Annotated in this window: 32 protein-coding genes and 1 pseudogene; 8 read left to right on the forward strand and 25 right to left on the reverse strand. The window is 60.9% G+C overall.

What is annotated here, in order from left to right; translation table 11 throughout:
- Positions 1 to 12 precede the first annotated feature (12 nt).
- From E5678_RS15855 to E5678_RS15870, 4 genes are all read right to left on the reverse strand, one after another.
- The gene (locus E5678_RS15855; RefSeq protein ID WP_136179419.1) at positions 13 to 951 is read right to left on the reverse strand and encodes a LysR family transcriptional regulator; all 939 of its coding nucleotides are present in this window, start codon (positions 949 to 951) and stop codon (positions 13 to 15) included.
- Positions 952 to 1,084: 133 nt separating this feature from the next.
- Entirely contained in the window at positions 1,085 to 1,471 is a 387-nt protein-coding gene (locus E5678_RS15860; RefSeq protein ID WP_136179420.1) for a DUF4189 domain-containing protein, read from the reverse strand.
- Positions 1,472 to 1,572: 101 nt separating this feature from the next.
- The gene (locus E5678_RS15865) at positions 1,573 to 2,763 is read right to left on the reverse strand and encodes a CaiB/BaiF CoA-transferase family protein (RefSeq protein WP_136179421.1); all 1,191 of its coding nucleotides are present in this window, start codon (positions 2,761 to 2,763) and stop codon (positions 1,573 to 1,575) included.
- Positions 2,764 to 2,817: 54 nt separating this feature from the next.
- Entirely contained in the window at positions 2,818 to 3,198 is a 381-nt protein-coding gene (locus E5678_RS15870) for a thioredoxin family protein (protein ID WP_136179422.1), read from the reverse strand.
- A gap of 128 nt (positions 3,199 to 3,326) precedes the next feature.
- On the opposite strand from E5678_RS15870, the gene E5678_RS15875 reads away from it, so the two are divergent.
- The 3 genes from E5678_RS15875 (at position 3,327) to E5678_RS15885 (ending at position 6,636) form a co-directional block, all read left to right on the forward strand.
- On the forward strand, positions 3,327 to 4,025 hold the full coding sequence (locus E5678_RS15875) for a haloacid dehalogenase type II (RefSeq protein WP_136179423.1): 699 nt from the start codon (positions 3,327 to 3,329) through the stop codon (positions 4,023 to 4,025).
- Positions 4,026 to 4,059: 34 nt separating this feature from the next.
- Positions 4,060 to 6,261, forward strand: a complete 2,202-nt coding sequence (locus E5678_RS15880) for a malate synthase G (RefSeq protein WP_136179424.1) — start codon at positions 4,060 to 4,062, stop codon at positions 6,259 to 6,261.
- A 75-nt stretch (positions 6,262 to 6,336) separates the two neighbouring features.
- On the forward strand, positions 6,337 to 6,636 hold the full coding sequence (locus tag E5678_RS15885) for a hypothetical protein (RefSeq protein WP_136179425.1): 300 nt from the start codon (positions 6,337 to 6,339) through the stop codon (positions 6,634 to 6,636).
- A 12-nt stretch (positions 6,637 to 6,648) separates the two neighbouring features.
- Here the strand turns inward: E5678_RS15885 and E5678_RS15890 are convergent, their stop codons facing one another.
- The 6 genes from E5678_RS15890 to E5678_RS15915 all read right to left on the reverse strand — a co-directional run bounded on the left by E5678_RS15890 (position 6,649) and on the right by E5678_RS15915 (position 11,443).
- Positions 6,649 to 7,038, reverse strand: a complete 390-nt coding sequence (locus tag E5678_RS15890; protein ID WP_136179426.1) for a VOC family protein — start codon at positions 7,036 to 7,038, stop codon at positions 6,649 to 6,651.
- Positions 7,039 to 7,048: 10 nt separating this feature from the next.
- A complete protein-coding gene (gene ptsP, locus E5678_RS15895) occupies positions 7,049 to 8,824 on the reverse strand; it encodes a phosphoenolpyruvate--protein phosphotransferase (protein WP_136179427.1) in 1,776 nt (591 codons plus the stop codon).
- A 94-nt stretch (positions 8,825 to 8,918) separates the two neighbouring features.
- Complete coding sequence (locus E5678_RS15900) at positions 8,919 to 9,188, reverse strand: HPr family phosphocarrier protein (protein WP_136179428.1); 270 nt, start codon at positions 9,186 to 9,188, stop codon at positions 8,919 to 8,921.
- Entirely contained in the window at positions 9,157 to 9,603 is a 447-nt protein-coding gene (locus tag E5678_RS15905; RefSeq protein ID WP_136179429.1) for a PTS fructose transporter subunit IIA, read from the reverse strand. The genes E5678_RS15900 and E5678_RS15905 overlap by 32 nt, the downstream gene beginning before the upstream one ends.
- A 12-nt stretch (positions 9,604 to 9,615) precedes the next feature.
- On the reverse strand, positions 9,616 to 10,878 hold the full coding sequence (locus E5678_RS15910) for an MFS transporter (RefSeq protein ID WP_136179430.1): 1,263 nt from the start codon (positions 10,876 to 10,878) through the stop codon (positions 9,616 to 9,618).
- A 64-nt stretch (positions 10,879 to 10,942) separates the two neighbouring features.
- Positions 10,943 to 11,443 carry a hypothetical protein gene (locus E5678_RS15915; RefSeq protein ID WP_136179431.1) on the reverse strand — a complete coding sequence of 167 codons (501 nt, stop codon included), beginning with the start codon at positions 11,441 to 11,443 and terminating at the stop codon, positions 10,943 to 10,945.
- A gap of 115 nt (positions 11,444 to 11,558) precedes the next feature.
- Between E5678_RS15915 and E5678_RS15920 the strand changes: the two genes are divergently transcribed.
- From E5678_RS15920 to E5678_RS15930, 3 genes are all read left to right on the forward strand, one after another.
- Positions 11,559 to 12,824 (forward strand): CaiB/BaiF CoA-transferase family protein, encoded by a 1,266-nt coding sequence (locus tag E5678_RS15920; protein ID WP_136179432.1) that lies wholly within the window; start codon positions 11,559 to 11,561, stop codon positions 12,822 to 12,824.
- Between the two features lie 34 nt (positions 12,825 to 12,858).
- On the forward strand, positions 12,859 to 13,278 hold the full coding sequence (locus E5678_RS15925) for a hypothetical protein (protein WP_136179433.1): 420 nt from the start codon (positions 12,859 to 12,861) through the stop codon (positions 13,276 to 13,278).
- A gap of 104 nt (positions 13,279 to 13,382) precedes the next feature.
- Positions 13,383 to 13,895 (forward strand): TlpA disulfide reductase family protein, encoded by a 513-nt coding sequence (locus E5678_RS15930; RefSeq protein WP_136179434.1) that lies wholly within the window; start codon positions 13,383 to 13,385, stop codon positions 13,893 to 13,895.
- Positions 13,896 to 13,975: 80 nt separating this feature from the next.
- Here the strand turns inward: E5678_RS15930 and E5678_RS15935 are convergent, their stop codons facing one another.
- Entirely contained in the window at positions 13,976 to 14,428 is a 453-nt protein-coding gene (locus E5678_RS15935; RefSeq protein ID WP_136179435.1) for a cytochrome c, read from the reverse strand.
- Between the two features lie 208 nt (positions 14,429 to 14,636).
- Here E5678_RS15935 and E5678_RS15940 point away from each other — a divergent pair, with 208 nt between their 5' ends.
- Together E5678_RS15940 and E5678_RS15945 are read left to right on the forward strand one after the other, a co-directional pair.
- A complete protein-coding gene (locus tag E5678_RS15940) occupies positions 14,637 to 15,299 on the forward strand; it encodes a cytochrome b/b6 domain-containing protein (protein ID WP_136179436.1) in 663 nt (220 codons plus the stop codon).
- 78 nt (positions 15,300 to 15,377) lie between these two features.
- Positions 15,378 to 15,893: a GNAT family N-acetyltransferase gene (locus E5678_RS15945; protein WP_136179437.1), complete on the forward strand. Its 516-nt coding sequence runs from the start codon at positions 15,378 to 15,380 to the stop codon at positions 15,891 to 15,893.
- A 99-nt stretch (positions 15,894 to 15,992) separates the two neighbouring features.
- Here E5678_RS15945 and E5678_RS15950 read toward each other — a convergent pair whose 3' ends face one another.
- From E5678_RS15950 to fusA, 14 genes and pseudogenes are all read right to left on the reverse strand, one after another.
- Positions 15,993 to 16,499: a peroxiredoxin gene (locus E5678_RS15950; RefSeq protein ID WP_136179438.1), complete on the reverse strand. Its 507-nt coding sequence runs from the start codon at positions 16,497 to 16,499 to the stop codon at positions 15,993 to 15,995.
- 129 nt (positions 16,500 to 16,628) lie between these two features.
- Positions 16,629 to 16,898, reverse strand: coding sequence for a 30S ribosomal protein S17 (rpsQ, locus tag E5678_RS15955; RefSeq protein ID WP_136179439.1), 270 nt, complete (start codon positions 16,896 to 16,898; stop codon positions 16,629 to 16,631).
- An 11-nt stretch (positions 16,899 to 16,909) separates the two neighbouring features.
- On the reverse strand, positions 16,910 to 17,116 hold the full coding sequence (gene rpmC, locus E5678_RS15960; protein WP_136179440.1) for a 50S ribosomal protein L29: 207 nt from the start codon (positions 17,114 to 17,116) through the stop codon (positions 16,910 to 16,912).
- A gap of 16 nt (positions 17,117 to 17,132) precedes the next feature.
- Complete coding sequence (rplP, locus tag E5678_RS15965; RefSeq protein ID WP_066089098.1) at positions 17,133 to 17,549, reverse strand: 50S ribosomal protein L16; 417 nt, start codon at positions 17,547 to 17,549, stop codon at positions 17,133 to 17,135.
- A 2-nt stretch (positions 17,550 to 17,551) separates the two neighbouring features.
- Complete coding sequence (gene rpsC / locus E5678_RS15970; protein ID WP_136179441.1) at positions 17,552 to 18,436, reverse strand: 30S ribosomal protein S3; 885 nt, start codon at positions 18,434 to 18,436, stop codon at positions 17,552 to 17,554.
- A 15-nt stretch (positions 18,437 to 18,451) separates the two neighbouring features.
- Complete coding sequence (gene rplV, locus E5678_RS15975; RefSeq protein ID WP_136179442.1) at positions 18,452 to 18,787, reverse strand: 50S ribosomal protein L22; 336 nt, start codon at positions 18,785 to 18,787, stop codon at positions 18,452 to 18,454.
- Between the two features lie 9 nt (positions 18,788 to 18,796).
- Positions 18,797 to 19,072: a 30S ribosomal protein S19 gene (rpsS, locus tag E5678_RS15980; RefSeq protein WP_136179443.1), complete on the reverse strand. Its 276-nt coding sequence runs from the start codon at positions 19,070 to 19,072 to the stop codon at positions 18,797 to 18,799.
- A gap of 12 nt (positions 19,073 to 19,084) precedes the next feature.
- Positions 19,085 to 19,914, reverse strand: a pseudogene (rplB, locus tag E5678_RS15985) (50S ribosomal protein L2).
- A gap of 2 nt (positions 19,915 to 19,916) precedes the next feature.
- Entirely contained in the window at positions 19,917 to 20,231 is a 315-nt protein-coding gene (gene rplW / locus E5678_RS15990) for a 50S ribosomal protein L23 (RefSeq protein WP_136179444.1), read from the reverse strand.
- Positions 20,228 to 20,848, reverse strand: a complete 621-nt coding sequence (rplD, locus tag E5678_RS15995; protein WP_136179445.1) for a 50S ribosomal protein L4 — start codon at positions 20,846 to 20,848, stop codon at positions 20,228 to 20,230. The genes rplW and rplD overlap by 4 nt, the downstream gene beginning before the upstream one ends.
- On the reverse strand, positions 20,848 to 21,534 hold the full coding sequence (rplC, locus tag E5678_RS16000) for a 50S ribosomal protein L3 (protein ID WP_136179446.1): 687 nt from the start codon (positions 21,532 to 21,534) through the stop codon (positions 20,848 to 20,850). Before rplC ends, rplD begins: the two co-directional genes overlap by 1 nt.
- Positions 21,535 to 21,748: 214 nt before the next feature.
- Complete coding sequence (gene rpsJ / locus E5678_RS16005; protein ID WP_136179447.1) at positions 21,749 to 22,063, reverse strand: 30S ribosomal protein S10; 315 nt, start codon at positions 22,061 to 22,063, stop codon at positions 21,749 to 21,751.
- An 11-nt stretch (positions 22,064 to 22,074) separates the two neighbouring features.
- The gene (gene tuf, locus E5678_RS16010; RefSeq protein ID WP_136179379.1) at positions 22,075 to 23,265 is read right to left on the reverse strand and encodes an elongation factor Tu; all 1,191 of its coding nucleotides are present in this window, start codon (positions 23,263 to 23,265) and stop codon (positions 22,075 to 22,077) included.
- 206 nt (positions 23,266 to 23,471) lie between these two features.
- The gene (gene fusA / locus E5678_RS16015; protein ID WP_136179448.1) at positions 23,472 to 25,574 is read right to left on the reverse strand and encodes an elongation factor G; all 2,103 of its coding nucleotides are present in this window, start codon (positions 25,572 to 25,574) and stop codon (positions 23,472 to 23,474) included.
- Positions 25,575 to 25,639 lie beyond the last annotated feature (65 nt).

The raw sequence follows: 25,639 nt of genomic DNA on the forward strand, positions 1-25,639 counted from the left end.
ATATAGCCGCACTCAGTCTCCCTCTTGCCAAAAATCGGTTTGTGCGTAGTGGTGTTTCAAGAAATCGATCCACAGCCGCACACGCAGCGCCAAATGCTTGCGTTGGGGGAACACGGCATATATGCCATTGGGCGGCGCGGCATAGGTATCGAGCACCGTCTCCAGGCGCCCGGCCGCGATGTCCTGCTCCACCTCCCAAGTGCTGCGCCAGGCAATGCCGTAGCCAGCCAAACACCACTCATGCAACACCTGTCCGTCCGAACAATCCAGCGGCCCGCCTGGACGCAGGTGAACAATGGATGTTTCCCCTTCGGCCCCGGCCCCTTGCGCCGGCACCGAAAAAGCCCAGCCCCGGGTCTGCGACGCATCGCTGGACAGGGTGAGACAGTCAAACTTGGCGAGATCCGCCGGCACTTCAGGGCGGCCACGCTGCTGCAGGTACCGGGGTGTCGCCACACACAACCGGCGGTTCTCGGCCAGGCGCACACTGACCAACGACGAATCGGGCAAGTCACCTACCCGCACCGCGCAATCATAGGCCTCCCCGGCCACATCCACCACACGGTCGCTGAGGTTGAGCGAAATCGTCACCTCGGCATGCAACTCGCGAAAGCGCGGGACCAACGGTGCCACATGGCGGCGGCCAAAACCCGCTGGCGCGGTGAGGCGCAGATGGCCACTGGCCTTCACACCGCCAGCGCTCACACTGGCTTCCGCATTGGCGAAATCCACCAGCAACCGCTGGCAATCTTCCAAAAAGGCGCTGCCCTCGTGGGTGAGCGTGATCCGCCGGGTGGTGCGCACCATGAGCTTGACACCCAAACGGGACTCCAGCGCGTCCAGCCGGCGTCCGATGATGGCCGGCGCCACGCCTTCGGCCCGTGCCGCCGCTGTGAGGCTGCCACGGGTGGCCACCGAGGCAAAGGTTTCCATCTGTTTGAGCTTGTCCATGGCGTGGCAGATTACCCCATTTCTCAGGGGTTAATCAACGCCGATCTCCGGTTATTTTTGACAATAACCAGCGCAATACCGGTTCTGGGCCCAGCGTCACTGCAAACCAGCGCCCGCACCACGTTCGCTCTGCTCAGGTGCATTTGGCCGGCAAATTGGGGATGGCGGTACAACCCACCCCGCCTTTGTCGGTGCACACGTTGTTGGCCGCGGTTTGGGCGTCAAACGCCGAGCCACCGGCCGCAACTCCATAGACGCGCACACCACCGGTGGTCAGTGCAGACGACGCAGCGCCACAACGCTCAAACTGCAAGACCACCGTGCAATCCTTGGCATCGCACTCATCGCGCGCCTCATCGTTGGCGATCGATTGGGTGAGCCCGTCGGTCACGATGGCCACACGGGCGTTGGATTCACTGATGGCGATCGAGCCGTACCCGCCATCACCCCCGCCGCAAGCAGCCAACAGCAAAGCAGCGGCCAGCGCCGCAAAAGCATGGATCCATCGAACGGTTGTCATGTTGTTTCCCTTTCAGTATCAAAACAGGGCCCCTTGAGGACATTTCCGCCCCGCGCAATGAGTTTACGACCAGGCGGTCGCACAGACCACCCCTGCTGCGTTCATCGCCGGCTCAAACGGGCGATGGCGGCCTCGTCGTAGCCCAGTTCCCGAAGCAGCGCCTCGCTGTGGGCGCCCAGTTCCGGCGGGCTCAGGCGCACGCCAGGGCGCTCACCATCGAGCGTGAATGGAAACAGCACCGTCGACGCCTGCTCGCCCGCCCGGGCTCCGTCCGGCAAGGTGATGGGGGCCAGAGCGCCGGTGGCCAGCAGGTGCGGGTCGTTGAGCAAGTCGTGCGGCCGGGTGATGGGCGCAAAAGGCAACCCCACCGATTCAAACTTCTCCACCAGCTCGGCCACCGAGTAACCCGTCAGACGCTCCCGCAACGCCGGCAGCATCCACTCGCGGGACAGCACCCGCCCATTGTTGGTGGCCAGGCGGTCATCGCTCTTGAAGTCTTCAAACCCGAACGCCTGGCAAAAAATGGCCCATTGCGTATCGCTCACAACAGCCAGGAAGATCTGACCGTCGTCTCTGACTCTGAACACATCGTAGATGCCCCAGGGCGAAATACGCTCGGGCATGGGATTGGCCGGCACCCCGGTCATGGCGTACTGCATCATGTGCTGTGCCACCAGAAACACGTTGTTCTCAAACAGCGCGCTTTCCACCTTCTGACCAAGCCCCGTGGTCTCCCGCTGCTTCAACGCAGCCATCACACCGATGGCGCCAAACAGGCCTCCCATGATGTCGTTGACACTGCTGCCAGCGCGCAAGGGGTCGCCGGAGCGGCCGGTCATGTAGGCCAGGCCCCCCATCATCTGCACCACCTCATCCAGTGCCGTTCGGTGGTCGTAAGGGCCGGGCAAAAACCCCTTGTGGCTGACATAGATCAGGCGCGGGTTAAGGACTTTGAGGCGCTCGTAGTCGAGGCCCAGCTTCTGCATGGTCTCGGGCTTGAAGTTTTCGCTGAACACGTCGGCCGTGGCGATCAGCTTGAGCGCAGCCTCCTTCCCTTCAGGCGTCTGCAGATCCAGCACCAGGCTCTTTTTGTTGCGGTTGAACATGGGGAAGAACCCCGCACCAGCGCCCAGCAGGCGACGCGTGTTGTCGCCCTTGGGCGGCTCAACCTTGATTACTTCCGCGCCGAGGTCGCCCAGCACCATGCCGCAGGTGGGTCCCATGACCATGTGGGTGAATTCAACAACTCGCAAGCCGTTGTACGGCAAAACTTTGGGGGCATGGATGCTCATGCCGGCAATGGTAATCGGCGGACCTCGCCCTCAACTGTCCGGTCGGTGGCGGCCTCAGGTCGAAGCAGGTTGAAACGCCTGCACGTTTTCCACCAGCGCCCGCACATCGGCGTCGGCCCGAAAAACCGCCAACTCCCCGGCCAGGGCACCCTGCACCAGGCGCTGCAGCGTTTGGGCATGGGGCGTGATCGTGCCAAAGAACAGCGCATCCTTGCCCCGCGCGATCAGCAGGGTGGGAAAGCTTTGCACATCGAGGTCACCCAGCACCTCTTCGTGGTCTTCAATATCCACCCACTTCACCACCAGCCCGGCGGCGTCAAAAACCGCCAGCGCAGCCTTCATGAGCGGCGCGTAATCGCGGCACACCCCGCACCATTGCGCACACAGGCAGGCCACCAGCAAGGGCGCAGTGGAAGGATCGGAAGGCTCGGTCATGGGCGATAGTGTGCACCGAGACACCCAGGTGCGCCTTGGCAGCGTCCGCCATTACCCACTAAAAACGCACAGATAAAACACTTTCAATCGAATCAATGACATCAAAAGGATGCAATACACTGAAACACATGGAAAAACCCCGCGCCGTCCTTTTTGACGCCTATGGCACGCTGTTCGACGTGTACAGCGTCGGCCTGCTCGCCGAACAGCTGTTCCCTGGTCAAGGAACTCGCCTGTCCACCGTCTGGCGTGACAAACAGATCGAGTACACCCGCCTGGTCACCACGAGCAACCAAGGGGCGCACTATCAGCCCTTCTGGGAGCTCACACGGCAGGCACTCACCTATGCCATCAAACTGATCGAGCCCGCCGCGCGCCAAGACTGGCCGGCCTTTTCTGCGCGCGCCGAGCAGTTGATGAACCAGTACCGGCACCTTTCGGCCTTCCCTGAAAACAAGGCCGTGCTGCAAGCGCTGCGCGATCGCGGTGTCGCCACCGGCATCCTCTCCAATGGCGACGCCCAGATGCTGGGCGTGTCCACCCGCAGCGCCGGCTTCGACGGGCTGCTGAACCACCTCATCAGCGTGGACCCGATCCGCCTGTACAAGACCCACCCCGAAGCCTATGCCTTGGGCGAAAAAGCCTGCGGGCTGCCGGCCAGCCAGATCCTGTTTGTCAGCAGCAATGCCTGGGATGCCCTCGCGGCCACCTGGTACGGCTACCAGACCCTGTGGGTCAACCGCCTGAACCTGCCGTTCGAAGAGCTGGGCACGCAACCGCACCGCATCGGCAGCAGCCTGCGCGACGTGCTGGCGTTCTTCGACTGACCTGTATAAATTTTTTGATTGAAGGAGCCCCATCATGACCACCTCACGCACCAACATTCACGGCCTGCAAGTCGCCACCGAGCTGTACGACTTCCTCAACAGCCAGGTGTTGCCCGGCACCGGCGTGACCAGCGAGACTTTCTGGAAAGGTTTTGACGCCATCGTCACCGACCTCGCGCCGAAAAATGCCGCCTTGCTGGCCGAGCGCGATCGCCTCCAGACCGAGCTGGACACCTGGCACCAGGCCAACCCGGGCCCCATCAAGGACATGGCGGGCTACCGCAAGTTCCTTGAAACCATTGGCTACCTGGTGCCCACACCCGCCGACACGCAGGCCACCACACAAAATGTGGACGCCGAGCTGGCCATCCAGGCCGGCCCGCAACTCGTGGTGCCCATCCTGAACGCCCGCTACGCCCTCAACGCCGCCAACGCACGCTGGGGCAGCCTGTACGACGCGCTCTACGGCACCGACGCGATCTCCGAAGCCGACGGTTGCGAAAAAGGCCCGGGCTACAACGAAAAGCGCGGAGCCAAAGTGGTGGCTTTTGCACGCAAATTGCTCGATGACTCCGCACCCTTGGCTGGCGCGTCCCACGCAGACGCCACCGTGTATTTCGTCAAAGACGGCGCGCTGCAAGTGGCCGTCAAAGGCGGTCAGGTCGTGGGCTTGAAAGACCCCGCGCAGTTCGTGGGCTACCAGGGCGACGCCGCTGGCGTGTCCAGCGTCTTGCTGGGGCACAACGGTCTGCACATCGACATCCGCATCGACCGCAGCAAGCCCATCGCCCAGCTCGACGCCGCCGGCATTGCCGACGTGGTGATGGAAGCCGCCCTGTCCACGATTCTGGATCTGGAAGACTCCGTGGCCGCTGTGGACGCAGAAGACAAGACCCTGGCCTACCGCAACTGGCTGGGCATCCTGAAGGGCGACCTGACAGAAGACGTACCCAAGGGCGACAAGGTCATCAAGCGCGGCCTGAACCCTGACCGCATGTACACAGCCCCCAAGGGCAATGGCGACGTGCGCCTGCATGGCCGCAGCCTCATGTTCGTGCGCAACGTCGGCCACCTGATGACCAATCCGGCGATCCTCTGGGGCGCGGAAGGCAAAGAGATCCCCGAAGGCATCATGGACGCGGTGGTCACCACCACCATCGCCCTGCACGACCTGCAAAAAGACGCCAGCGCCGGCATCCGCAACAGCCGCACCGGCTCGGTCTACATCGTCAAGCCCAAGATGCACGGCCCCAAAGAAGTGGCCTTCGCCGCCGAACTGTTTGGCCGTGTGGAACAAGTGCTGGGCCTGCAAGACAGCACCGTCAAGCTCGGCATCATGGACGAAGAGCGCCGCACCAGCGTCAACCTCGCCGCCTGTATCGCCGCGGCCTCCACCCGCGTGGCATTCATCAACACCGGTTTCCTCGACCGCACCGGCGACGAGATGCACACCGCCATGATGGCCGGCCCCATGGTGCGCAAAGGCGACATGAAAACCAGCGCCTGGATCCAGGCCTACGAGCGCAACAACGTGCTGGTGGGGCTCAACTGCGGCCTGCGCGGCAAAGCCCAGATCGGCAAAGGCATGTGGGCCATGCCCGACCTCATGGCCGCCATGCTTGAGCAAAAAATCGGCCACCCCAAAGCCGGCGCCAACACCGCCTGGGTACCCAGCCCCACCGGCGCCACACTGCACGCACTGCACTACCACCAAGTGCTGGTCAGCGACGTGCAAAAGGAGATGGAAAAGATCGATTTCAACGCCGAGCGCGACAATCTGCTCACCGGCTTGCTGACCGTGCCCGTGAGCGCCAACCCCAGCTGGACCGACACCGAAAAGCAGCAGGAGCTGGACAACAACACCCAGGGCATCCTGGGCTATGTGGTGCGTTGGGTTGACCAAGGCGTGGGCTGCTCCAAAGTGCCTGACATCCACAACGTGGGCCTGATGGAAGACCGAGCCACACTGCGCATCTCCAGCCAGCACATGGCCAACTGGCTGCTCCACGGCGTGGTCACACAAGACCAGATCAAGGAAACCTTCGAGCGCATGGCCGCCGTGGTCGACGGCCAAAACGCAGGCGATCCGCTGTACAAAAACATGGCCGGCCACTTCGACACCAGCATGGCCTACCAAGCCGCGCTGGATCTGGTGTTCAAAGGCAAGGAGCAGCCCAGTGGCTACACCGAGCCCCTGCTGCACGCCTGGCGCCTGAAGGTGAAAGCCGCGGCCTGATCAGGCAAAGAGGAACCGGGGAGACAGAGAGCGGCGCCTGCGGGCGCCGTTTTTTTTCGCCCCGACAATAGCCTGATGCAGCTGCACTATTTGATTTTCGACGCCAGCGACGATGGCGAGGGCACCGGCACTTGGGAAGCCATGGCCAGTGTGCGGTCGCCTGACCTGCGTGCGGTAATGGCGGAGGTACAAGCCGTGCTGAGCTGTGCACAGGCCAACGAGCCGGGACCGAGAGGTCCGCTGGACGACGGCGGTGACTGGGACGCTGATCAGCAAAGCAGCCGCTCGGGCGAATGGACCACCGTCACATTGACGCTGACGGGACCATGGGCGTGGGGCGAAGCGTTGATGCACGAACTCGGCTCCAACAACTGACCTCCCCACAGATCAGGCCGCGGCTTCGTACAACTCCAGCGGCAAACCATCGGGATCGGCGAAAAACACAAACCGCTGGCCGGTGTATTCGTCCACGCGAATGACTTCCGTGCTCACACCCAGCGATTTGAGTCGCTGCTGGAAATCGGCCACATCCGCCACGGCAAAGGCCAAATGGCGCAGGCCTTGGGCCTCCGGGTAGGAGGGCCTCGATGGCGCCTCCGGAAATGAGAACAACTCAAGCTGCGAGCCATCGGGCAACCCCAGATCAAGCTTCCAGGAATTGCGCGCAGCGCGAAAGTGCTCGGCCACGATACTCAGGCCCAACACCTCGGTGTAAAACCGCTTGGATCGCTCGTAATCCTTGCAAATGATGGCGGCGTGGTGGATGCGTAAAAGCATGACCCCGGCGTCAATCCGACATCAGCGCCGCTGGATCGTCTGCGGTCAATACGCTTTGGGCCCAGACACCCAGCTTGCTGGTGTCGCTGCGCAGGATCTGCTGCTTGACCGCCAGAATTCGAGATGGGTGCATCGAAAAAGAGCGCAAACCCAAACCGAGCAGCAATCGCGTCATCGTGACATCTCCCGCCATTTCCCCACACACGCTCACCCCTTTGCCCTGTTCGCGACACTGCGCAATGGTGGTCGCCAGCAGATGCAGCACCGCAGGATGCACCGGGTCATACAAATGCGCCACGGCTTCGTCCGCCCGGTCAATCGCCAAGGTGTACTGAATCAGGTCGTTGGTCCCAATCGACAGGAAATCAAAATGCCGCAGAAAGAGGGGGATGCTCAGCGCCGCGGCTGGAATTTCGATCATCGCACCCAGACGCACCGTGCCATGGACCTTGCCTTGGGCATCCAGCTGGCCACCGGCTTTTTTCACCAATGCCAGGGTCTGACGGATCTCACTGGCATGGGCCAGCATGGGAATGAGCAGATTGATCGAACCATGCGCAGCTGCACGCAAAATCGCACGCAGTTGCACCAGGAACATGCTGGGATCGGCCAGGCTCCACCGGATGGCACGCAGTCCCAAAGCCGGGTTCAAGTGCTCCTCTCCCGATCGGACGGCACCGCGGTCCAGGGGTTTGTCCGCACCGATGTCCACCGTCCGGATCGTCACGGGCAACCCACGCATGCCCTCCACGGCCCGCACATAGGCCCGGTATTGTTCTTCTTCGTCAGGCAGTTTGCCGTCACGCCCCATGAAGAGAAACTCGGTGCGAAAGAGCCCCACCCCCACGGCCCCGGCCCTGAGCGCAGCCGCGGTGTCCTCGGGCTGTTCGATGTTGGCGATCAGCTCGATGCGCTGGCCGTCCAGCGTGATGGCGGGGGTGCTGCGCAGCCTTGACAAGCGTTCGCGCTCCACCTCGCCCTGGCGCTGCTTGGCGCCATACTCGGCCAGAAGAATAGGCGAAGGATCGACCACCACCACACCGGCATCGCCATCGATGATGACCCAATCGTCCTGCCCGATCAGGTGGCTGGCCATGCGCGCACCCACAACCGCCGGGATGTCCATGCTCCGCGCCACAATGGCGGTGTGGCTGGTTTTGCCCCCTACATCGGTCACAAAGCCGGCGAACACGCTTTGTTTGAACTGCAGCATGTCCGCAGGCGACAGGTCGTGCGCGATGAGAACCAGCGGCACGTCCACAGTGGGCTCGTGCAGCTCCTCGCCAGCCGTGTGTCGTGTGGTGGCAGGGCGCGCCGCAGCCACTGGAGAGGCCACCCCCCGCATGAACCGCAGCATCCGCTCGACCACCTGCTCCAGATCGGCCTTGCGTTCACGCAAGTAGGGGTCTTCCATTTCGTCAAACTGGCGCGCGATGACTTCCAGCTGCGACGTCAGTGCCCATTCGGCGTTGTAGTGGCGCTCCACAATCCAGTGTTTCACGCCACTGGTGAGCTGCTCGTCCTGCAGCAGCATCAGGTGCACATCCAGCAAAGCGCTCAGCTCGGGATGGGCATCCTTGGCACTCAATTCACCGAGACCTAGCTGCACCTTTTCGATCTCAGCCGCCACGGCATCGCGCGCCTGCCGCAAGCGCTCAATCTCAGCATCCACCTGCTCACTCTTGATGAGGTAGTGCGCCACGTCCACGCGGCTGGACGCGACGATCACGGCCCGCCCGATGGCGATGCCGCGCGAAACGGTGAGGCCGTGAACGCTGAAAGTCATGCTGGTTTCAAACCTCTGGGGCGACGCGGCGAAACAGCGGCGCACAGGACACCGGGCCTGCCGCCGGCAAAAGGGGCCGAGAGGGCTTCATGCTTCATTCGCCCTCGCCAAACTTGTCGTTGATCAGGACCAGGATGGCGTCCATGCATACCTGCTCGTCGTCACCATCGGTTTCGATCTCGACCTCGCTGCCCTGCCCGGCCGCGAGCATCATCACACCCATGATGCTTTTGGCATTGATGCGGCGATCGGCGCGCGACATCCAGACTTCGCAGCGGTGGCTGCCGGCGATTTTGGTGAGTTTGGCTGAGGCGCGCGCATGCAGGCCCAGCTTATTGCTGATGGTCACGTTCGTTTTGATCATGAGAGCTTCTTCGAGCCTGGTTTTGAGGAGCGGTAATGGCCACCTGGATCACCCCCTGGGTGGCACCAATCATGGCGCGCGAAACCAGGGCCTCCAGCGATTCGTGGCGGTAAGACACGGTGCGCAACAGCATCGGGAGATTCACCCCCGTGATCAGGCGAGAGCTCACGCCGTCCACCAGCTTCTGCGCCACGTTACACGGGGTGGCTCCAAAGATGTCGGTGAGCACCAGGGTCTGAGGCATGCCCGTCTGGCGCACCAGCATCTGGGCCTGTGCCAGCGTTTCTTCTGGCGGCACATTCGGCTGCACATCGAGGGCAAGCACGGCGTCTGCGCTGTCGGGGAAGACGTGCAGCACACAGTGACGCAGGGCCGAGGCCAGCGGTGCATGGGCGACGATCAGGATGCCATTCATATATTCTTGAGTTTAGGGCAATGCAGCCTTTAGCAGCGCACGTCGTTGGCCACGCCAAAAGCCCGCATAAGCACCGGCCGCCAACAGGCCGAAAACCCCTATCGCCGCCCTGAAGCTTGCGACTGTGTCCCAACCCAGTGCCTCGCCTGCATCCACCAGCAAGCCGATGCCCCACTGCACCACAAAAATGCCCACAAAAATCACGAGGTTGAAGGCCGACATCGCACGGCCGGCGGTTTCGGGCGGCAACGCCTGCGCCACCGCCGGCTGACACAACGAAACCACCGTGCTGCTGACACAAAACAGGGCCCACATCGGCCAGCCAGCGGCCGGGCCCATGGTGACAATGCACGCCAACACCACCAGGCTGATCGGCAAACCCCAAAAAATCAGCCGCTCTGGCGCCACGCCACGGTGGACCAGGTGGGGGTTGACCATTCCCCAGGTCCAGAACGCCGCCAGCATGCAAACGTTGATAGCAAACAGGCCCCCAGCCGATTCCTGCGGTGAATACCCGGCCACCCGCACCATCCAGGGCGCAGCCCAAAGGGTTTGTACCGCCACCATGCCGCCGTAGTTGAAGAATCCGATGGCCACCATCTGGCGAAAGTAGGGATGTTTCGCAACCTGCCGGTAGCCCACCTGGGGCACATCAGGCACATGCGCGGGTCGCCGCCAGGCCGGTACCTGCCAGGCCAGCAAGGCCATCGACACGGCGATCAGCCCGGCCAGCCCCCAGAACAAGCCGCGCCATCCCACCAGCGGCACCAGCCACTGCACCGGCAAAGTGGCCGCCACCATGCCCATCGAGCCGGTCATCAACATCCAGGAATTGGCGCGCAGCAAGGCCGCAGGCGTGAGCCAGCGGCGGTAGCCTGTGAGCGGTGCCATCAAGCAGGCGCTCACGCCCATGCCAATCAGCACCCGCGCGACCAGCAAACCGGGGAAACTGGTCGCCAGCGCAAATGCCACACACCCCAACACCGCCAGACTCAAAAATGCCACACTGACCCGGCGCGGGCCATATGCGTCCAGCCAGGTCCCCAACGGCAATTGCATCAGGGCAAAGCCGAAGAAGTAGCCGCCAGCCAACAAACCCAGGTCGCTGGCACCCAGCTCCAGTTCGGCGCTCAGGATGGGCGACAGCGTTGCGGTGATGGCGCGCAACAAGGCTGAGATCAGGTAGGCGAGGGCAAACGTGAGAAACACGTTCATCGCGGTGCGGCGCCCCAACCGCTCGGCAGCGACAATTGAAAAGTCTTCCCGCTGCTTCATGTGCGCACTTGTGTCCTCACGCCTCTCGGTCGGATCCACACGACCGAACGGCCCGGTGGGGGGCTCAAGGCAGTTCCAGCCCGTCGAAGAACGTCGCACTCACTGTGCTGTCGACCTTGGCTCCATAGATCGCAGCCTGGTAAATCTTTCGGTCTTTCCAGAAATAGGCCATCTGCGAATGCAGCTTCTGGCCCAGGTGATCGATGCCTTGGGCTTTCACGCCCTGCACCTCTGCGGCACCAGCCACCTTCACAGCCCAGTTTTCATGGCGCTCGCTGTCGGTGGGCTTCACCTGGATGGCCGCCAGTGACGCTGTTTGCCATTGGCTCAGGGCCGCTCGAACCTGCCCAGCTTCGGCCAACTCGGCCCAAGCAATGGCAAAGGTCAGTCCCCCGGTCTCACAGCTGTACATGTGCAATTGAATGGGCGCCCCCAACAGGGGGACCGGCCTGGTAGCCGACTCGGGCTTGCAAGGCATCAGCGCCTCCAGCGGCGTGTCTTCTGGCCTCAGCTCGCGCCAATTGAACGTTGGACTGCAGGCCGCCACACCGATCAAAGCCAACATAACCCCTGCCCAACGGCGGCAGTGTCGCAAAACTACACCCGACAATTCGAACTCCCCGCAAAAATGATCCGCTTCCGCGACGCGCCCCAGAGGCGGCGTCGGAGACAATGGCGGCATGAACGCTCTGGATGGTATCCGCATACTCGATTTGTCCCGCGTGCTCGCCGGCCCCTGGTGCACGCAAACCCTGGCCGACCTCGGGGCCGACGTTGTCAAGGTCGAACGCCCGCCCAGCGGCACCCACCCTGGCGGTGACGACACCCGCGGCTGGGGGCCCCCGTTCCTGTGCGGGCGAGACGGAGCCGATACCGCAGAGGCCGCCTACTACCTGGGCGCCAACCGCAACAAACGCTCCATCACCTGCGACATCGCCCAACCCGAAGGCCAGGCACTGATCCGGGAGCTGGTTCAACACGCCCACGTCTTTGTTGAAAACTACAAAGTCGGCGACATGGCCCGCTACGGCCTGGATTTTGAAAGCCTGCGGGCCATCAACCCGGGCCTGGTGTACTGCTCCATCACCGGCTTCGGCCAGACCGGTCCTTACCGGGAGCGCGCCGGCTACGACTACGCCATTCAGGGCATGGGTGGCTTGATGAGCATCACCGGCGAACGTGACGACCTGCCCGGCGGCGGGCCCCAAAAAGTCGGGGTGGCGGTGGCCGATCTGTTCACGGGCCTGTACGCCACAGTGGCCATACAGGCCGCGCTGCGCCACGCCGAGCGCACCGGCGAAGGACAACACATCGACATGGCCCTGCTCGACACCCAGGTGGCCATGCTCGCCAACCTCGGTGCCAACTATCTGGTCCGTGGCCAGGATGAGGGCAAGGTCCCCGGGCGGGCCGGCAATGCCCATGCCAATATCGTGCCATACCAAGTGTTTGAGACCGCGCCCGACAGCGCAGGCACGCCGCAACACCTCATTTTGGCGGTGGGCAACGACGGTCAGTTTGCCAAATTTTGTGGGGTGGCAGGCTGCCCTGAGCTCGCCAGCGACGAACGTTTCGCCCGCAACCAGAACCGGGTACGCCACCGCGAAGCGCTGGTGCCTTTGCTCGAATCGATCATGAAGACACGCAGCAAGCCAGACTGGCTCGCCGCGCTCGAAGCCGCCAAAGTGCCTTGTGGCCCGATCAACAACCTGGCCGAAGTGTTCTCCGATCCCCACATACAGCACCGCGCCATGGTCCACACCTGGACCCACCCCCTCGCAGACGCTGTCAATCTGGTGGCCAGTCCGATGAAACTCAGCGCCACGCCCGTGCGCGCCGACCTGCCGCCACCCCTGCTCGGGGAACACAGCGCAGAGGTCCTGAAAGACTGGCTGGGCGCTGGCGCCGATCGCTTGTCGGAACTGCGGCAGCGCGGTATCGTCTGAAACACCCCCTCGCTCACGCACCTGCCCCGCGTTCATGACCACCACCATCGCACCTCTGCCCCTTGCGCTGCCGACCCCCAGCTCCTTGCGTGCGTCCGCTCAGGCGGCGGCCCGACGAGGTGAACCCCTGGTGATCATGACCACGCTCACCGGATGTCCCTACTGCGATCTGGTCCGGAACCACCACCTCTTGCCCCTTTCCCGGGCAGGTGAGGTGGTGGCGGTGCAACTCGACGTGCGCGATCGCCGCAGCATCCTCCAGGGTTTTGGGGGAGAATCGACCACGCCGGCCGACCAGATCGCCGAGTGGAAGGCAAAGTTTGCGCCCACTGTGCTGTTCTTTGGCCCTCAGGGCCAAGAACTTGCGGAGCGTCTGGTCGGGGTGGCGGTGCCTGATTTTTTTGGGGAATACCTGGAAGCTCGGTTACAGGAAGCCCGCAAACGGCTGAAGTAGCCGCCGGCGATCGCTGCCCGTCGGGGCAATTGCGCTACCCGCAGGAACTTCAAGACGATCCTGTCCTCACAAAGAAACCGCCTCACACCGTCTGCTTGCCCCTTATGTCCGCCTTGTTCACGTCTACCCGTCGCGCCCTGTTGAGCATTGGTCTTGCGACCTCTGCCTTGTTCATTCTGGCGGCTTGCGGCACAAAAGAGTCCGCTCCGGAATCGACCTTTGTCTTGCTCGACGGCAGCAAAACCAGCACCAGCCAGCTCAAAGGCAAAGTCACTCTCGTCAATTTCTGGGCGACGTCCTGCGTCAGCTGTGTCAAGGAAATGCCCGCCCTGGTCGACACGCACAACAAGTTCAAAGACCGGGGCTACGAAACGGTGGCGGTCGCCATGAGTTACGACGAGCCCCGATTTGTCGTCAACTTCGCTCAAACGCGGCAATTGCCCTTCAAAGTGGCGATAGACAACACCGGCGAAATTGCCCAGTCCTGGGGCGATGTGAAACTCACCCCCACCACCTACCTGCTCGACAGGCAGGGGATGATTGTGAAACGCTTTGTGGGCGAGCCCGATATGACCGCCCTCCATCAACTGATTGAACAGCTGCTCACGCAGGGCTGAGGCCGGCTTGTACCCGCCCCCGCCCAGCCTCAGGGGTGGAGGGATCACTGCAGGAAGCAGCAAGGGCCGGTGTTTCCCGCTCAGTCTTTCCGGTAGTCGTCGTGGCAAGCTTTGCAGGTCTGGCCCACCGCCCCAAATGCGGTTTTGACGGCATCCAGATTGCCGGTCTTGGTCGCGGAAGTGAGCTTGCTCACCTCGGATTGCAGCTTGTCTGCCCCCGCTTTGAAGTCGGCGGCCTCGGTCCAGATCTCGGGCAGTGCGCGTGTGTCGCCCTTGTCTGTCCCCGCCACAAATCCCGGCCAGGGCAGCTTGCTCATGGTTTCGACCACCGCCATGTTGTCGGCGGCTACCTTGGCGTCAAAGGGCACCTTGCCATTGGCCATGGCGCCCACACGTCCAAAATGCGCGCCCATCACGGTCATCGCGGCTTTGCGGTACTTCACCGCATCTTCTGGTTTCTGGAATTGCGCATGCGCGGGCGAAGACAAAGTCACAACAGCAAGAGTCAATGCCAAAGGGGCGAACAATTTCATGACGGCTCCTGATCGGGGGGTTGAACAAAAGGGGCGGCGGCCCGCCACCTTCGCTGGAGTTTAGAACGAAAGACGAAGTTCCATGGCGATCCTTGTCTGGACGCCGCCTTGCCCCTTGAAGCGACGGGCGGCTCCATGGCCCTGTGTTTTCCAGAAAGTACGCCCTGCCCCCTGTTGCAACGGGCGCGTTTTGAGGCAAACTTGAGCCATGCACACCGTCCGCGTCTGGGATCTCCCTACCCGTTTGTTCCATTGGGCTCTGGCGGTCTGCGTCATTGGTCAGGTGATCACCGCAAACATCGGTGGCAACTGGATGAACTGGCATTTCCGACTGGGTTACAGCGTGCTCACCCTGCTGCTGTTCCGCCTGGTCTGGGGTCTGGTTGGCGGCCATTGGTCTCGCTTCAGCAGCTTCATTTACCGCCCCTCGAGACTGCTGGCCTACCTGCGCGGCCATGCACGGCCCGAGGAAGGCGTGGGACACACCCCGACAGGCGCCCTGTCTGTCTTTGCGTTGCTTCTGGTGTTGTTTGTGCAGGTCGGCAGCGGCCTGTTCAGCGACGACGATATCGCCTTTGCCGGGCCGCTGACGGCGCTGGTGGCTTCCGATTGGGTGGGTGCAGCCACCAGTTACCACAAGAATGTCGGCAAGTTCCTGGTGATTGGGTTGGTGGTTTTGCACCTGTTGGCGATCGCTTTTTACCGGTGGGCCAAAAAGAGCGACCTGGTCCGGCCCATGCTCACCGGGGACAAACGCCTCGCTCAAGCTGCACGCTCCAGTCGAGACACGGCGGCATCGCGGATCAGCGCCCTGGTGGTCCTGGTGCTGTGTGCAACCGTGGTGAACCGCCTGGTGGCATTGGGTGGGTAACGAGCCCCTGCAGCCAGATAGGGGCCTCGATCACTCCCTGTGTATAGTCATACCACACCCACCTTCGCTCCATCCTTCATGACCGAGAACGGCCCAGCCCACATTGAATGGCGCCTGGTTCGCACGCAGGAAGACACCGACACCGTCCGCGCCCTGTTTGTTGACTACCAGGCGCAGCTGGGGATTGATTTGTGCTTTCAGGGCTTTGATGAAGAAGTGCGCGGGCTGCCGGGTGTCTACACAGAGCCCCTGGGTGAATTGCTGCTGGCCTTCGTAGACGGCTTGCCTGCGGCCTGCTGTGCATTTCGACCCTTGGTCAATAGCGATCACCTGAACGCTTGCGAAATGAAACGGTTGTTCGTTCGTCCTGCCTACCGTGGTTTGGGCCTGGGCCGTCAAATGGTCGATCGCACCATGGCCCAGGCCCAGGTTGCGGGCTACGCAACCATGCTGCTAGATACCCTGAGTGACATGGAAACCGCCCGTGGCCTGTACCACGAAGCCGGTTTTGTCGAGGTCGCACCCTACTACCTCAACCCGATTCCCGGGGCGCACTACCTGATGGCGAATCTGGCCAACCGGCCTCTCCTTTGACGTCGGCGAAAAAAAACCACGGATCGCCTGAGCGTCGTGGTTTTTTTGGCCCAACTGGGTGCGGATGGATCACCCGCAGCCCAGCATCATCAACAGCTATCAGCCTTTGACCTGTCCCAGCAGGGTGGTCGCGTCGCTGACCTCGAATTTCCCAGGGCCTTCAATGTTCAGCGTCGTCACCACACCGTCTTTGAGCAGCATCGAGTAGCGGTTGCTGCGCAATCCCAGGCCCTTGCCAGTCAGATCGAGCGTCAGGCCAGTGGCTTTGGCGAATGCCGCATCGCCGTCGGCCAGCATGCGCACCTTGGTGCCGGTCTGCTGATCACGCGCCCAGGCACCCATCACAAACGCATCATTCACGCTCAGGCACCAGATCTCGTCCACACCAGCGGCCTTGAGAGCTTCGAAGTTCTGGATGTAGCCAGGCACGTGCTGTGCCGAGCACGTGGGCGTGAAGGCGCCAGGCAAGGCAAACAAGGCAATGGTCTTGCCCGCAGAGGCCTTGGTGGTGTCCACCGGATTGGGGCCGATGCTGCAGCCATTGCCCTCCACTTCAACGTATTCCATCAACGTCGCTGCGGGAATCTTGTCGCCAACCTGAATCATGCAAAGCTCCTTGTGTGTGCGGCCTTTCGGCCTGTTTGGAGGCCCTGAAACACCAGGGCCAGAAATAGAAAAAGCGACCGAGATTGTCGGTCGCTTTTCAATGGCGCGCTGTCAGCAGCGCAAAGGTCATCAGACCAGTGCGGCCTTTTGCACCAAGCGGGTCGCAACCCAGTTCTTGGTTTTGGACAGTGGACGGCTTTCAGTGATCTCGATCACGTCGCCCGTCTTGTACTCGCCAGTTTCGTCGTGTGCATGGTACTTGCTCGACTTGGCAACGATCTTGTCGTAGAGCTCGTGTTTCACACGTCGCTCAACGAGAACCGTTACGGTCTTCGCACGTTTGTCACTGACCACCTTGCCAATCAAGGTGCGCTTGAGGGAGGTTTTTGCTTCCGTCATGGGTTCGCTCCTTATTTGCCGGCGGCCGCAGCACGCTGTTGCTCGGCAAGAATAGTCTTGGCGCGAGCAATGTCACGGCGGGTATCGCCGAGCGTTGCGGTGTTGTTGAGTTGTTGCGTGGCTTTTTGCATGCGAAGGCCGAAATGGGCCTTTTGCAGCGATTTCACTTCGGCTTCGAGGCCGGCCACATCCTTTTTGCGCAGATCAGCAGTTTTCATTTGATAGTCTCCTGAATCACTGACCCAGCATGCGCGTCACGAATGTGGTGCGCAAAGGAAGTTTGGCGGCTGCCAGCGTGAAAGCTTCACGGGCCAGCTGTTCTGGCACACCGACGATTTCGTAGAGCACTTTGCCTGGCTGAATTTCAGCCACGTAGTACTCAACCGAACCCTTACCGTTGCCCATACGGACTTCGGCAGGTTTTTGGGAAATCGGCTTGTCCGGAAACACGCGGATCCAGATACGGCCGCCACGTTTGACGTGACGGGAAATCGCACGGCGTGCGGCTTCGATCTGACGGGCCGTGAGGCGACCGCGATCGGTGGACTTCAAACCGAAGTCACCGAATGCCACGGTTGCGCCGCTGGTAGCGACGCCCGTGTTGCGGCCTTTTTGTTCCTTACGGAACTTGCGACGTGCAGGTTGCAGCATGTTTATTCTCCTTTGCCGTCCGCAGATGCCTCTGCGGGTGCGTCTTTACGAACGCGCTTAACGGCGGATTTCGTATCTGCATCAGCACCAGCGGTGGCTTCTGCAGGCTTGTCGCTGCCATCGGCCGGAGCGGCGTTGGCACCGGGGCGACGCACTGCGGCGCGAGCTGGCGGACCAGCTGGACGCTCACGGCGCGGGCCACGAGGGCGACGATCTTCCTCTGGACGAGGCGTATCGGCTACCGCAGGCGCATCGTTGCGACCCAGGTAATCGCCCTTGTAAACCCAGACCTTGACACCGATGATGCCGTAGGTGGTCTTGGCTTCGGACGTACCGTAGTCGATATCAGCACGCAGGGTGTGAAGTGGCACACGGCCTTCGCGGTACCACTCGCAACGAGCGATTTCAATACCGTTCAGACGACCAGAAGACATGATCTTGATGCCCTGGGCACCCAGACGCATGGCGTTCTGCATCGCACGCTTCATGGCGCGACGGAACATGATGCGCTTCTCGAGCTGCTGCGTGATGCTGTCGGCGATCAGTTTGGCATCGATTTCAGGCTTGCGCACTTCTTCGATGTTGACCGCGACAGGCACGCCCAGCTTGGCAGCCAGTTCTTTCTTCAGGCGCTCGATGTCCTCGCCCTTCTTGCCGATCACCACGCCCGGACGTGCCGAGTAAATGGTGATGCGTGCGTTCTTGGCAGGGCGCTCAATCACGACGCGCGAAACGGCGGCGTTCTTCAGCTTGCCCTTGAGGTACTCACGCACCTTGATGTCTTCGGCGAGCATGCCCGCGAAATCACGGTTGCTTGCGTACCAGCGGCTGGCCCAGTTGCGGGAGATCGCGAGGCGGAACCCCGTAGGGTTGATTTTTTGTCCCATATTCCTGTGACCTCTTCAGTTTCCAACCGTCACATAAATGTGACAGGTGGGTTTGCTGATGCGGTTGCCGCGGCCTTTGGCGCGGGCCGAGAAACGCTTGAGCGTGGTGCCTTGCTCGATGTAGATGGTTGTGACCTTCAATTCATCGATGTCAGCGCCGTCATTGTGCTCGGCGTTGGCAATAGCCGACTCCAGAGCTTTCTTGACGATGCCAGCGGCTTTTTTCTGCGTGAACGCAAGAATGTTGAGCGCTTGGTCAACTTTCTTGCCGCGAATCAGATCAGCGACGAGGCGGCCTTTGTCAACCGACAGGCGCACACCGCGAACGATGGAGCGAGTTTCTGTACTCATGGTTGGTCCTTACTTCTTCGCTTTTTTGTCAGCCGGATGGCCTTTGAACGTACGCGTCAGCGAAAACTCGCCGAGCTTGTGTCCAACCATCTGATCGGTGATGAAAACTGGAATGTGCTGCTTGCCGTTGTGCACGGCAATGGTCAGCCCGATGAAATCGGGCAAGATCATGGAGCGGCGCGACCAGGTCTTGACAGGTTTCTTGTCTTTGGTGGCAACAGCCTTTTCAACCTTGGCCATCAGATGATGGTCAATGAAAGGGCCTTTTTTAAGTGAACGACTCATTTTGTCAGCCCTTTACTTCTTGCTCTTGCGACGCGAGACGATCATCGACTGCGTGCGGCGGTTGTTGCGGGTGCGGTAGCCCTTGGTCAGGTTGCCCCATGGATCCACTGGTGCACGGCCTTCGCCGGTCTTGCCTTCGCCACCACCGTGTGGGTGATCGACTGGGTTCATCGCGGTACCGCGCACGGTTGGGCGGATACCCATGTGACGCTTGACACCGGCTTTACCCAGGCGACGCAGGCTGTGTTCCTGGTTGGACACTTCACCAATGGTTGCGCGGCAATCCACGTGGATTTTGCGAACTTCACCCGAGCGCATACGCACCTGGGCGTAGATGCCTTCGCGGGCCAGCAGCACAGCGGAAGCGCCAGCGGAGCGGGCGATTTGAGCGCCTTTACCGACTTGCAGTTCGATGCAGTGGATGGTGGAACCGACTGGGATGTTGCGGATGGGCAGCGTGTTGCCAACGCGAATTGGCGACTCGGAACCCGACAACAGCGTGGCGCCCACTTCAACGCCACGGGGGGCGATGATGTAGCGGCGCTCGCCGTCGGCGTAGCACACCAAGGCAATGTGAGCCGTGCGGTTCGGGTCGTATTCGATACGCTCGACCTTCGCAGGGATGTTGTCCTTGATGCGACGGAAATCAACCACGCGGTAGTGGTGCTTGTGACCACCGCCTTTGTGGCGAACCGTGATGTGACCGTTGTTGTTACGGCCGGCCTTCTGGAATTGTGGTTCCAGCAGGGTGCGTAACCCTCACCTTTGTGGAGGTGGTCACGCGTGACCTTCACCATGCCGCGACGGCCTGGTGAGGTTGGTTTCATCTTAATGACAGCCATGATTACGCAGCCTCCCCACTGAAGTTCAGTTCTTGACCGGGCTTCAGCGTCACATAAGCCTTGCGAACGTGATCGCGGCGGCCCATGGATTTACCAAAGCGCTTGGCCTTGCCCTTTTGGTTGAGCACGGACACGCCTTGAACTTCAACCTTGAACATCAATTCCACAGCGGCCTTGATCTCGGGCTTGGACGCATCGCGCAAGACCTTGAACAACACAGCGTTGGTTTGCTCGGCCACTTGCGTGGCTTTTTCGGACACGATGGGTGCAACCAGCACCTGCATCAAACGGCCTTCGTCGTATTTTGTGACGTTCATGCGAACATCTCCTTCAACTGGTCAAGGGCACCCTTGGTGACAATCACCTTCTTGTAGTGCACCAGCGACAGCGGATCAGCGTAACGCGGCTCAACGATCAGGACGTTGGGCAGGTTGCGCGAAGCCAGGTACAGGTTCTCGTCCACTTCGTCAGTGATCACGAGGACCGACTGCATGTTCAGGGCTTTGAACTTGGCTGCCAAAGTTTTGGTTTTTGGGGAGTCCAGTTTGATGGAATCCACAACCGCCAGACGGCCTTCGCGAACCAACTGCGAGAAGATCGAAGCCATACCGGCGCGGTACATCTTCTTGTTGATCTTCTGGGTGAAGTTTTCGTCGGGCTTGTTTGGGAAAGCACGGCCGCCTCCGCGCCAGATGGGCGAGGAAGTCATACCAGCACGAGCGCGACCCGTGCCTTTTTGCTTGAACGGCTTCTTCGTCGAGTGATTGACTTGGTCGCGGCCCTTTTGAGCACGCGTACCCTGGCGGGCGTTGGCTTGATAAGCCACCACCAGCTGGTGAATCAGCGCTTCGTTGTAGTCGCGGCCAAACACGGTTTCGGGCAGGTCCATTTTGGACGCTGCTTGACCTTGGTCATTCAGGAGTTCAACTTGCATCAGTTTGCTCCCTTGTCGGCCGCATTGGAGGGCTTGGCCTTGATGGCAGCACGAACGGTCAGGAAACCGCCGTTGGCACCAGGCACAGCGCCACGGATCATCAGCAGTTGACGGGCTTCGTCAATGCGGAAGATGTCCAAGTTTTGAATGGTTTTCGTTTGATCGCCCATGTGGCCGGTCATCCGTTTGCCAGGAAACACGCGGCCAGGATCCTGAGCCATACCGATAGAGCCGGGCACATTGTGCGAGCGGCTGTTACCGTGCGACGCACGCTGCGAGCGCATGTTGTGGCGCTTGATGGTGCCGGCAAAGCCTTTACCGATCGAAGTACCTTGCACGTCCACCTTCTGGCCAGCCGCAAAGACTGCAGTAGCAGTCACCACAGCACCCGCAGGGTACTGGGCAGCGACGTCAGAAGCGACGCGGAATTCTTGGATGATCTCACCCGCTTCAACACCGGCCTTGGCCAGGTGGCCTGCGATAGGCTTGGTTACGCGGGACGCACGGCGGGCACCAAAGGTGACCTGCAACGCATCGTAGCCATCATTGGCTTGAGTTTTGACTTGCGTCACACGGTTGTTGGACACGTCGACCACCGTGACAGGAACTGAATCCCCATCATCGGTGAACAGGCGCATCATGCCAACCTTGCGACCCAACAACCCGAGGGAGTTGCTAAGACTCATTTTTTTCTCCGTTCCCGACTGCAATTGGCCGGGGCTGATGATGCGGGGACCTCCTGAAAGGCCTCCGCGGCGAATGGCGCAGCCATTGAAATGACTTGACGCCCCCTACTTGTCTCTTCCTGCCAAAAGACAGGAAAGCCTGCGAGTATAACCAGCAGGCGTTTTTTCCGCAAGTCCCACCAACCACAGATTGGCGGGACTTACACAAGCGGCATTACTGCAGCTTGATTTCGACGTCCACACCTGCAGGCAGGTCGAGCTTCATCAAGGCATCCACCGTCTTGTCGGTAGGGTCCACGATGTCCATCAGACGCTGGTGCGTGCGGATTTCGAGCTGATCGCGGCTGGTCTTGTTGACGTGCGGCGAACGCAGGATGTCAAAACGCTTCATGCGGGTCGGCAGTGGCACGGGGCCCTTGACGATCGCACCGGTGCGCTTGGCAGTTTCAACGATCTCGGCGGCCGAGGTATCGATCAGTTTGTAGTCAAACGCTTTGAGGCGGATGCGGATTTTTTGCTTGGTGGCCATGCGACTTCCCCTTAAGCAATGATCTTGGCAACCACACCGGCGCCGACGGTACGGCCACCTTCGCGGATAGCGAAACGCAGACCTTCTTCCATGGCGATGGGGTTGATCAGCTTCACAGTGATCGACACGTTATCACCAGGCATCACCATCTCTTTGCCTTCTGGCAACTCGATCGCACCCGTCACGTCCGTTGTGCGGAAGTAGAACTGGGGACGGTAGTTGTTGAAGAAAGGCGTGTGACGGCCACCTTCGTCTTTGGACAAGACATAGATCTCGCCCGTGAAGTGGGTGTGGGGCTTGATGGAGCCGGGCTTGCACAGCACTTGGCCGCGCTGCACGTCTTCACGCTTGGTGCCGCGCAGCAAGATACCGACGTTGTCGCCCGCTTGACCCTGGTCCAGCAGCTTGCGGAACATTTCCACGCCCGTGCAGGTGGTCTTCTGGGTGTCAGCGATACCGACGATTTCGATTTCTTCGCCGACTTTGACGATACCGCGCTCGATACGGCCGGTCACCACAGTGCCGCGACCGGAGATCGAGAACACGTCTTCCACTGGCATCAGGAACGCGCCGTCAACAGCACGCTCTGGCAGGGGAATGTAGTTGTCCAGTGCATCGGCCAGCTTCATGATGGCCTCTTCACCCAATGGGCCCGTGTCGCCTTCCAGGGCGAGCTTGGCGGAACCGTGGATGATGGGGGTGTCGTCACCGGGGAAGTCGTACTTGGACAAGAGCTCGCGCACTTCCATTTCGACCAGCTCCAGCAATTCGGCGTCGTCCACCATGTCGGCCTTGTTCAGGAAGACGATGATGTAAGGCACGCCCACCTGGCGGGACAACAGAATGTGTTCGCGGGTCTGGGGCATTGGGCCGTCAGCGGCGGAACACACCAAAATGGCGCCGTCCATCTGCGCGGCACCGGTGATCATGTTTTTCACATAATCGGCGTGGCCTGGGCAGTCAACGTGAGCGTAATGGCGGTTGGCCGTTTCGTACTCAACGTGGGCGGTGTTGATGGTGATGCCGCGGGCCTTCTCTTCGGGCGCTGCGTCGATCTGGTCGTAGGCCTTGGCCGAGCCACCAAACTTCTTGGCCAGCACGGTCGTGATGGCCGCCGTCAGGGTGGTCTTGCCGTGGTCAACGTGACCAATGGTGCCCACGTTGACGTGCGGCTTGGTCCGTTCAAATTTCTCTTTTCCCATTTCAATTACCTCTGTAAAGAACAAAGCCCGTGTTGGTTTTACGTTTCCGGCACTGGCCGCCACGGGCAGCAGACCAACCGCTTGCGCGGCGCCGAAGACAAAAAAATTCCCCCACCCCTGGGCCGCGCAGTGCGCGGCACTCCCTCAAGGGGGCCTCGCTGACAGGCCGGCATAGCCGGACCTGCTGCGACCTGGGCGGGAGGTGCTTACTTGGCTCGCGAAGCGACGATGGCTTCTGCCACGTTGCGCGGTGCTTCGGCGTAGTGCTTGAACTCCATGGAGTACGTGGCACGGCCTTGCGTTGCGGAACGCAGCGTGGTTGAGTAGCCGAACATTTCGGACAGTGGCACTTCGGCCTTGATGGCCTTGCCACCACCGACCATGTCTTCCATGCCCTGCACCATGCCGCGGCGGCTGGACAAATCGCCCATCACGTTGCCGGCGTAGTCTTCTGGCGTCTCAACTTCCACGGCCATCATGGGCTCGAGGATCACCGGGCTGGCTTTGCGGCAACCTTCTTTGAAACCAAAGATGGCAGCCATCTTGAAGGCCATTTCGGAAGAGTCCACGTCGTGATACGAACCGAAGTGCAGCGTGACCTTGACGTCAACCACAGGGTAGCCGGCCAACACACCGGTCGTCAGGGCTTCGATCACACCCTTTTCCACCGCAGGGATGTATTCGCGAGGAACCACACCACCTTTGATGGCATCGACGAATTCGAAGCCCTTGCCGGGCTCGTTTGGCTCGATCTTGAAGACGACGTGGCCGTATTGACCTTTACCGCCCGATTGACGAACAAACTTGCCTTCGGAGTCTTCGATGGTCTTGCGAATGGTTTCGCGGTAGGCCACTTGTGGCTTGCCCACGTTGGCTTCCACGCCAAATTCGCGCTTCATGCGGTCGACGATGATTTCCAGGTGCAGCTCGCCCATACCGGCGATGATGGTCTGACCCGATTCTTCGTCGGTCTTGACACGGAAAGATGGATCTTCTGCAGCCAGACGCTGCAGGGCGATACCCATTTTTTCCTGGTCAGCCTTGGTCTTTGGTTCCACGGCCTGTGCAATCACGGGCTCAGGGAAGACCATGCGCTCGAGCATGATGATGTCGTCAGGATCGCACAGGGTTTCACCCGTGGTCACATCTTTCAGACCCACACAAGCAGCGATGTCGCCGGCACGAATTTCTTCAACTTCGAGGCGGTTGTTGGCGTGCATCTGCACGATACGGCCGATACGCTCTTTCTTGCCCTTGACGGGGTTGAACACCGAGTCGCCCTTTTTCAGCACGCCGGAATAGACGCGCACGAAGGTCAACTGGCCCACATAGGGGTCGGTCATCAACTTGAATGCCAGAGCAGACAGCTTCTCGTCATCCGCAGGACGGCGGGTGACAGGCTCTTCGTCTTCGTCGGTGCCACGAACAGGCGGGATATCCACAGGCGAAGGCAGGAAATCAACAACAGCGTCGAGCATGCGCTGCACGCCCTTGTTCTTGAAAGCCGTGCCGCACAGCATGGGCTGAATCTCAGCAGCCAGCGTGCGGGTGCGGATACCCAGCTTGATTTCGGCCTCGGTCAAGGTACCTTCTTCAAGGTACTTGTTCATGAATTCTTCGCTGGCTTCGGCGGCTGCCTCGACCATCTTCTCGCGCCACTCTTCGGCTTGCGCCTGGAGTTCAGCGGGAATTTCGCGGTACTCAAACTTCATGCCCTGGGAAGCTTCGTCCCAGTAGATGGCCTTCATCTTGATCAGATCAACCACGCCCTTGAAGTTTTCTTCGGCGCCGATTGGGATCACGATCACGACTGGGCTGGCCTTCAGGCGCAGCTTCATCTGCTCGACGACCTTGAAGAAGTTGGCACCGGTGCGGTCCATCTTGTTCACAAAGGCCAGACGAGGCACCTTGTATTTGTTGGCCTGGCGCCAGACGGTTTCCGACTGGGGCTGCACGCCGCCCACAGCGCAGTACACCATGCAAGCACCGTCAAGCACCCGCATGGAACGCTCGACTTCAATGGTGAAGTCGACGTGGCCGGGGGTGTCGATGATGTTGAAGCGGTGCTCTTCGTAGTTGAGATCCATGCCCTTCCAGAAACAGGTCGTGGCAGCGGACGTGATCGTGATGCCACGCTCCTGCTCCTGCTCCATCCAGTCCATGGTGGCAGCACCATCGTGCACTTCACCGATCTTGTGGTTCACACCCGTGTAAAACAGGATGCGTTCGGTGGTGGTGGTTTTACCAGCGTCGATGTGCGCAGAAATACCGATATTGCGGTAGCGCTCAAGGGGCGTGTTGCGAGACATGCAAATACTCCAAAAGGGGATCGAGCCCGCCGCCCTTTTTCAAGGGACGCGGGCTCTCAGGTCAG

The sequence above is a fragment of the Hydrogenophaga sp. PAMC20947 genome, from assembly GCF_004795855.1.
GTDB lineage: Bacteria > Pseudomonadota > Gammaproteobacteria > Burkholderiales > Burkholderiaceae_C > Hydrogenophaga.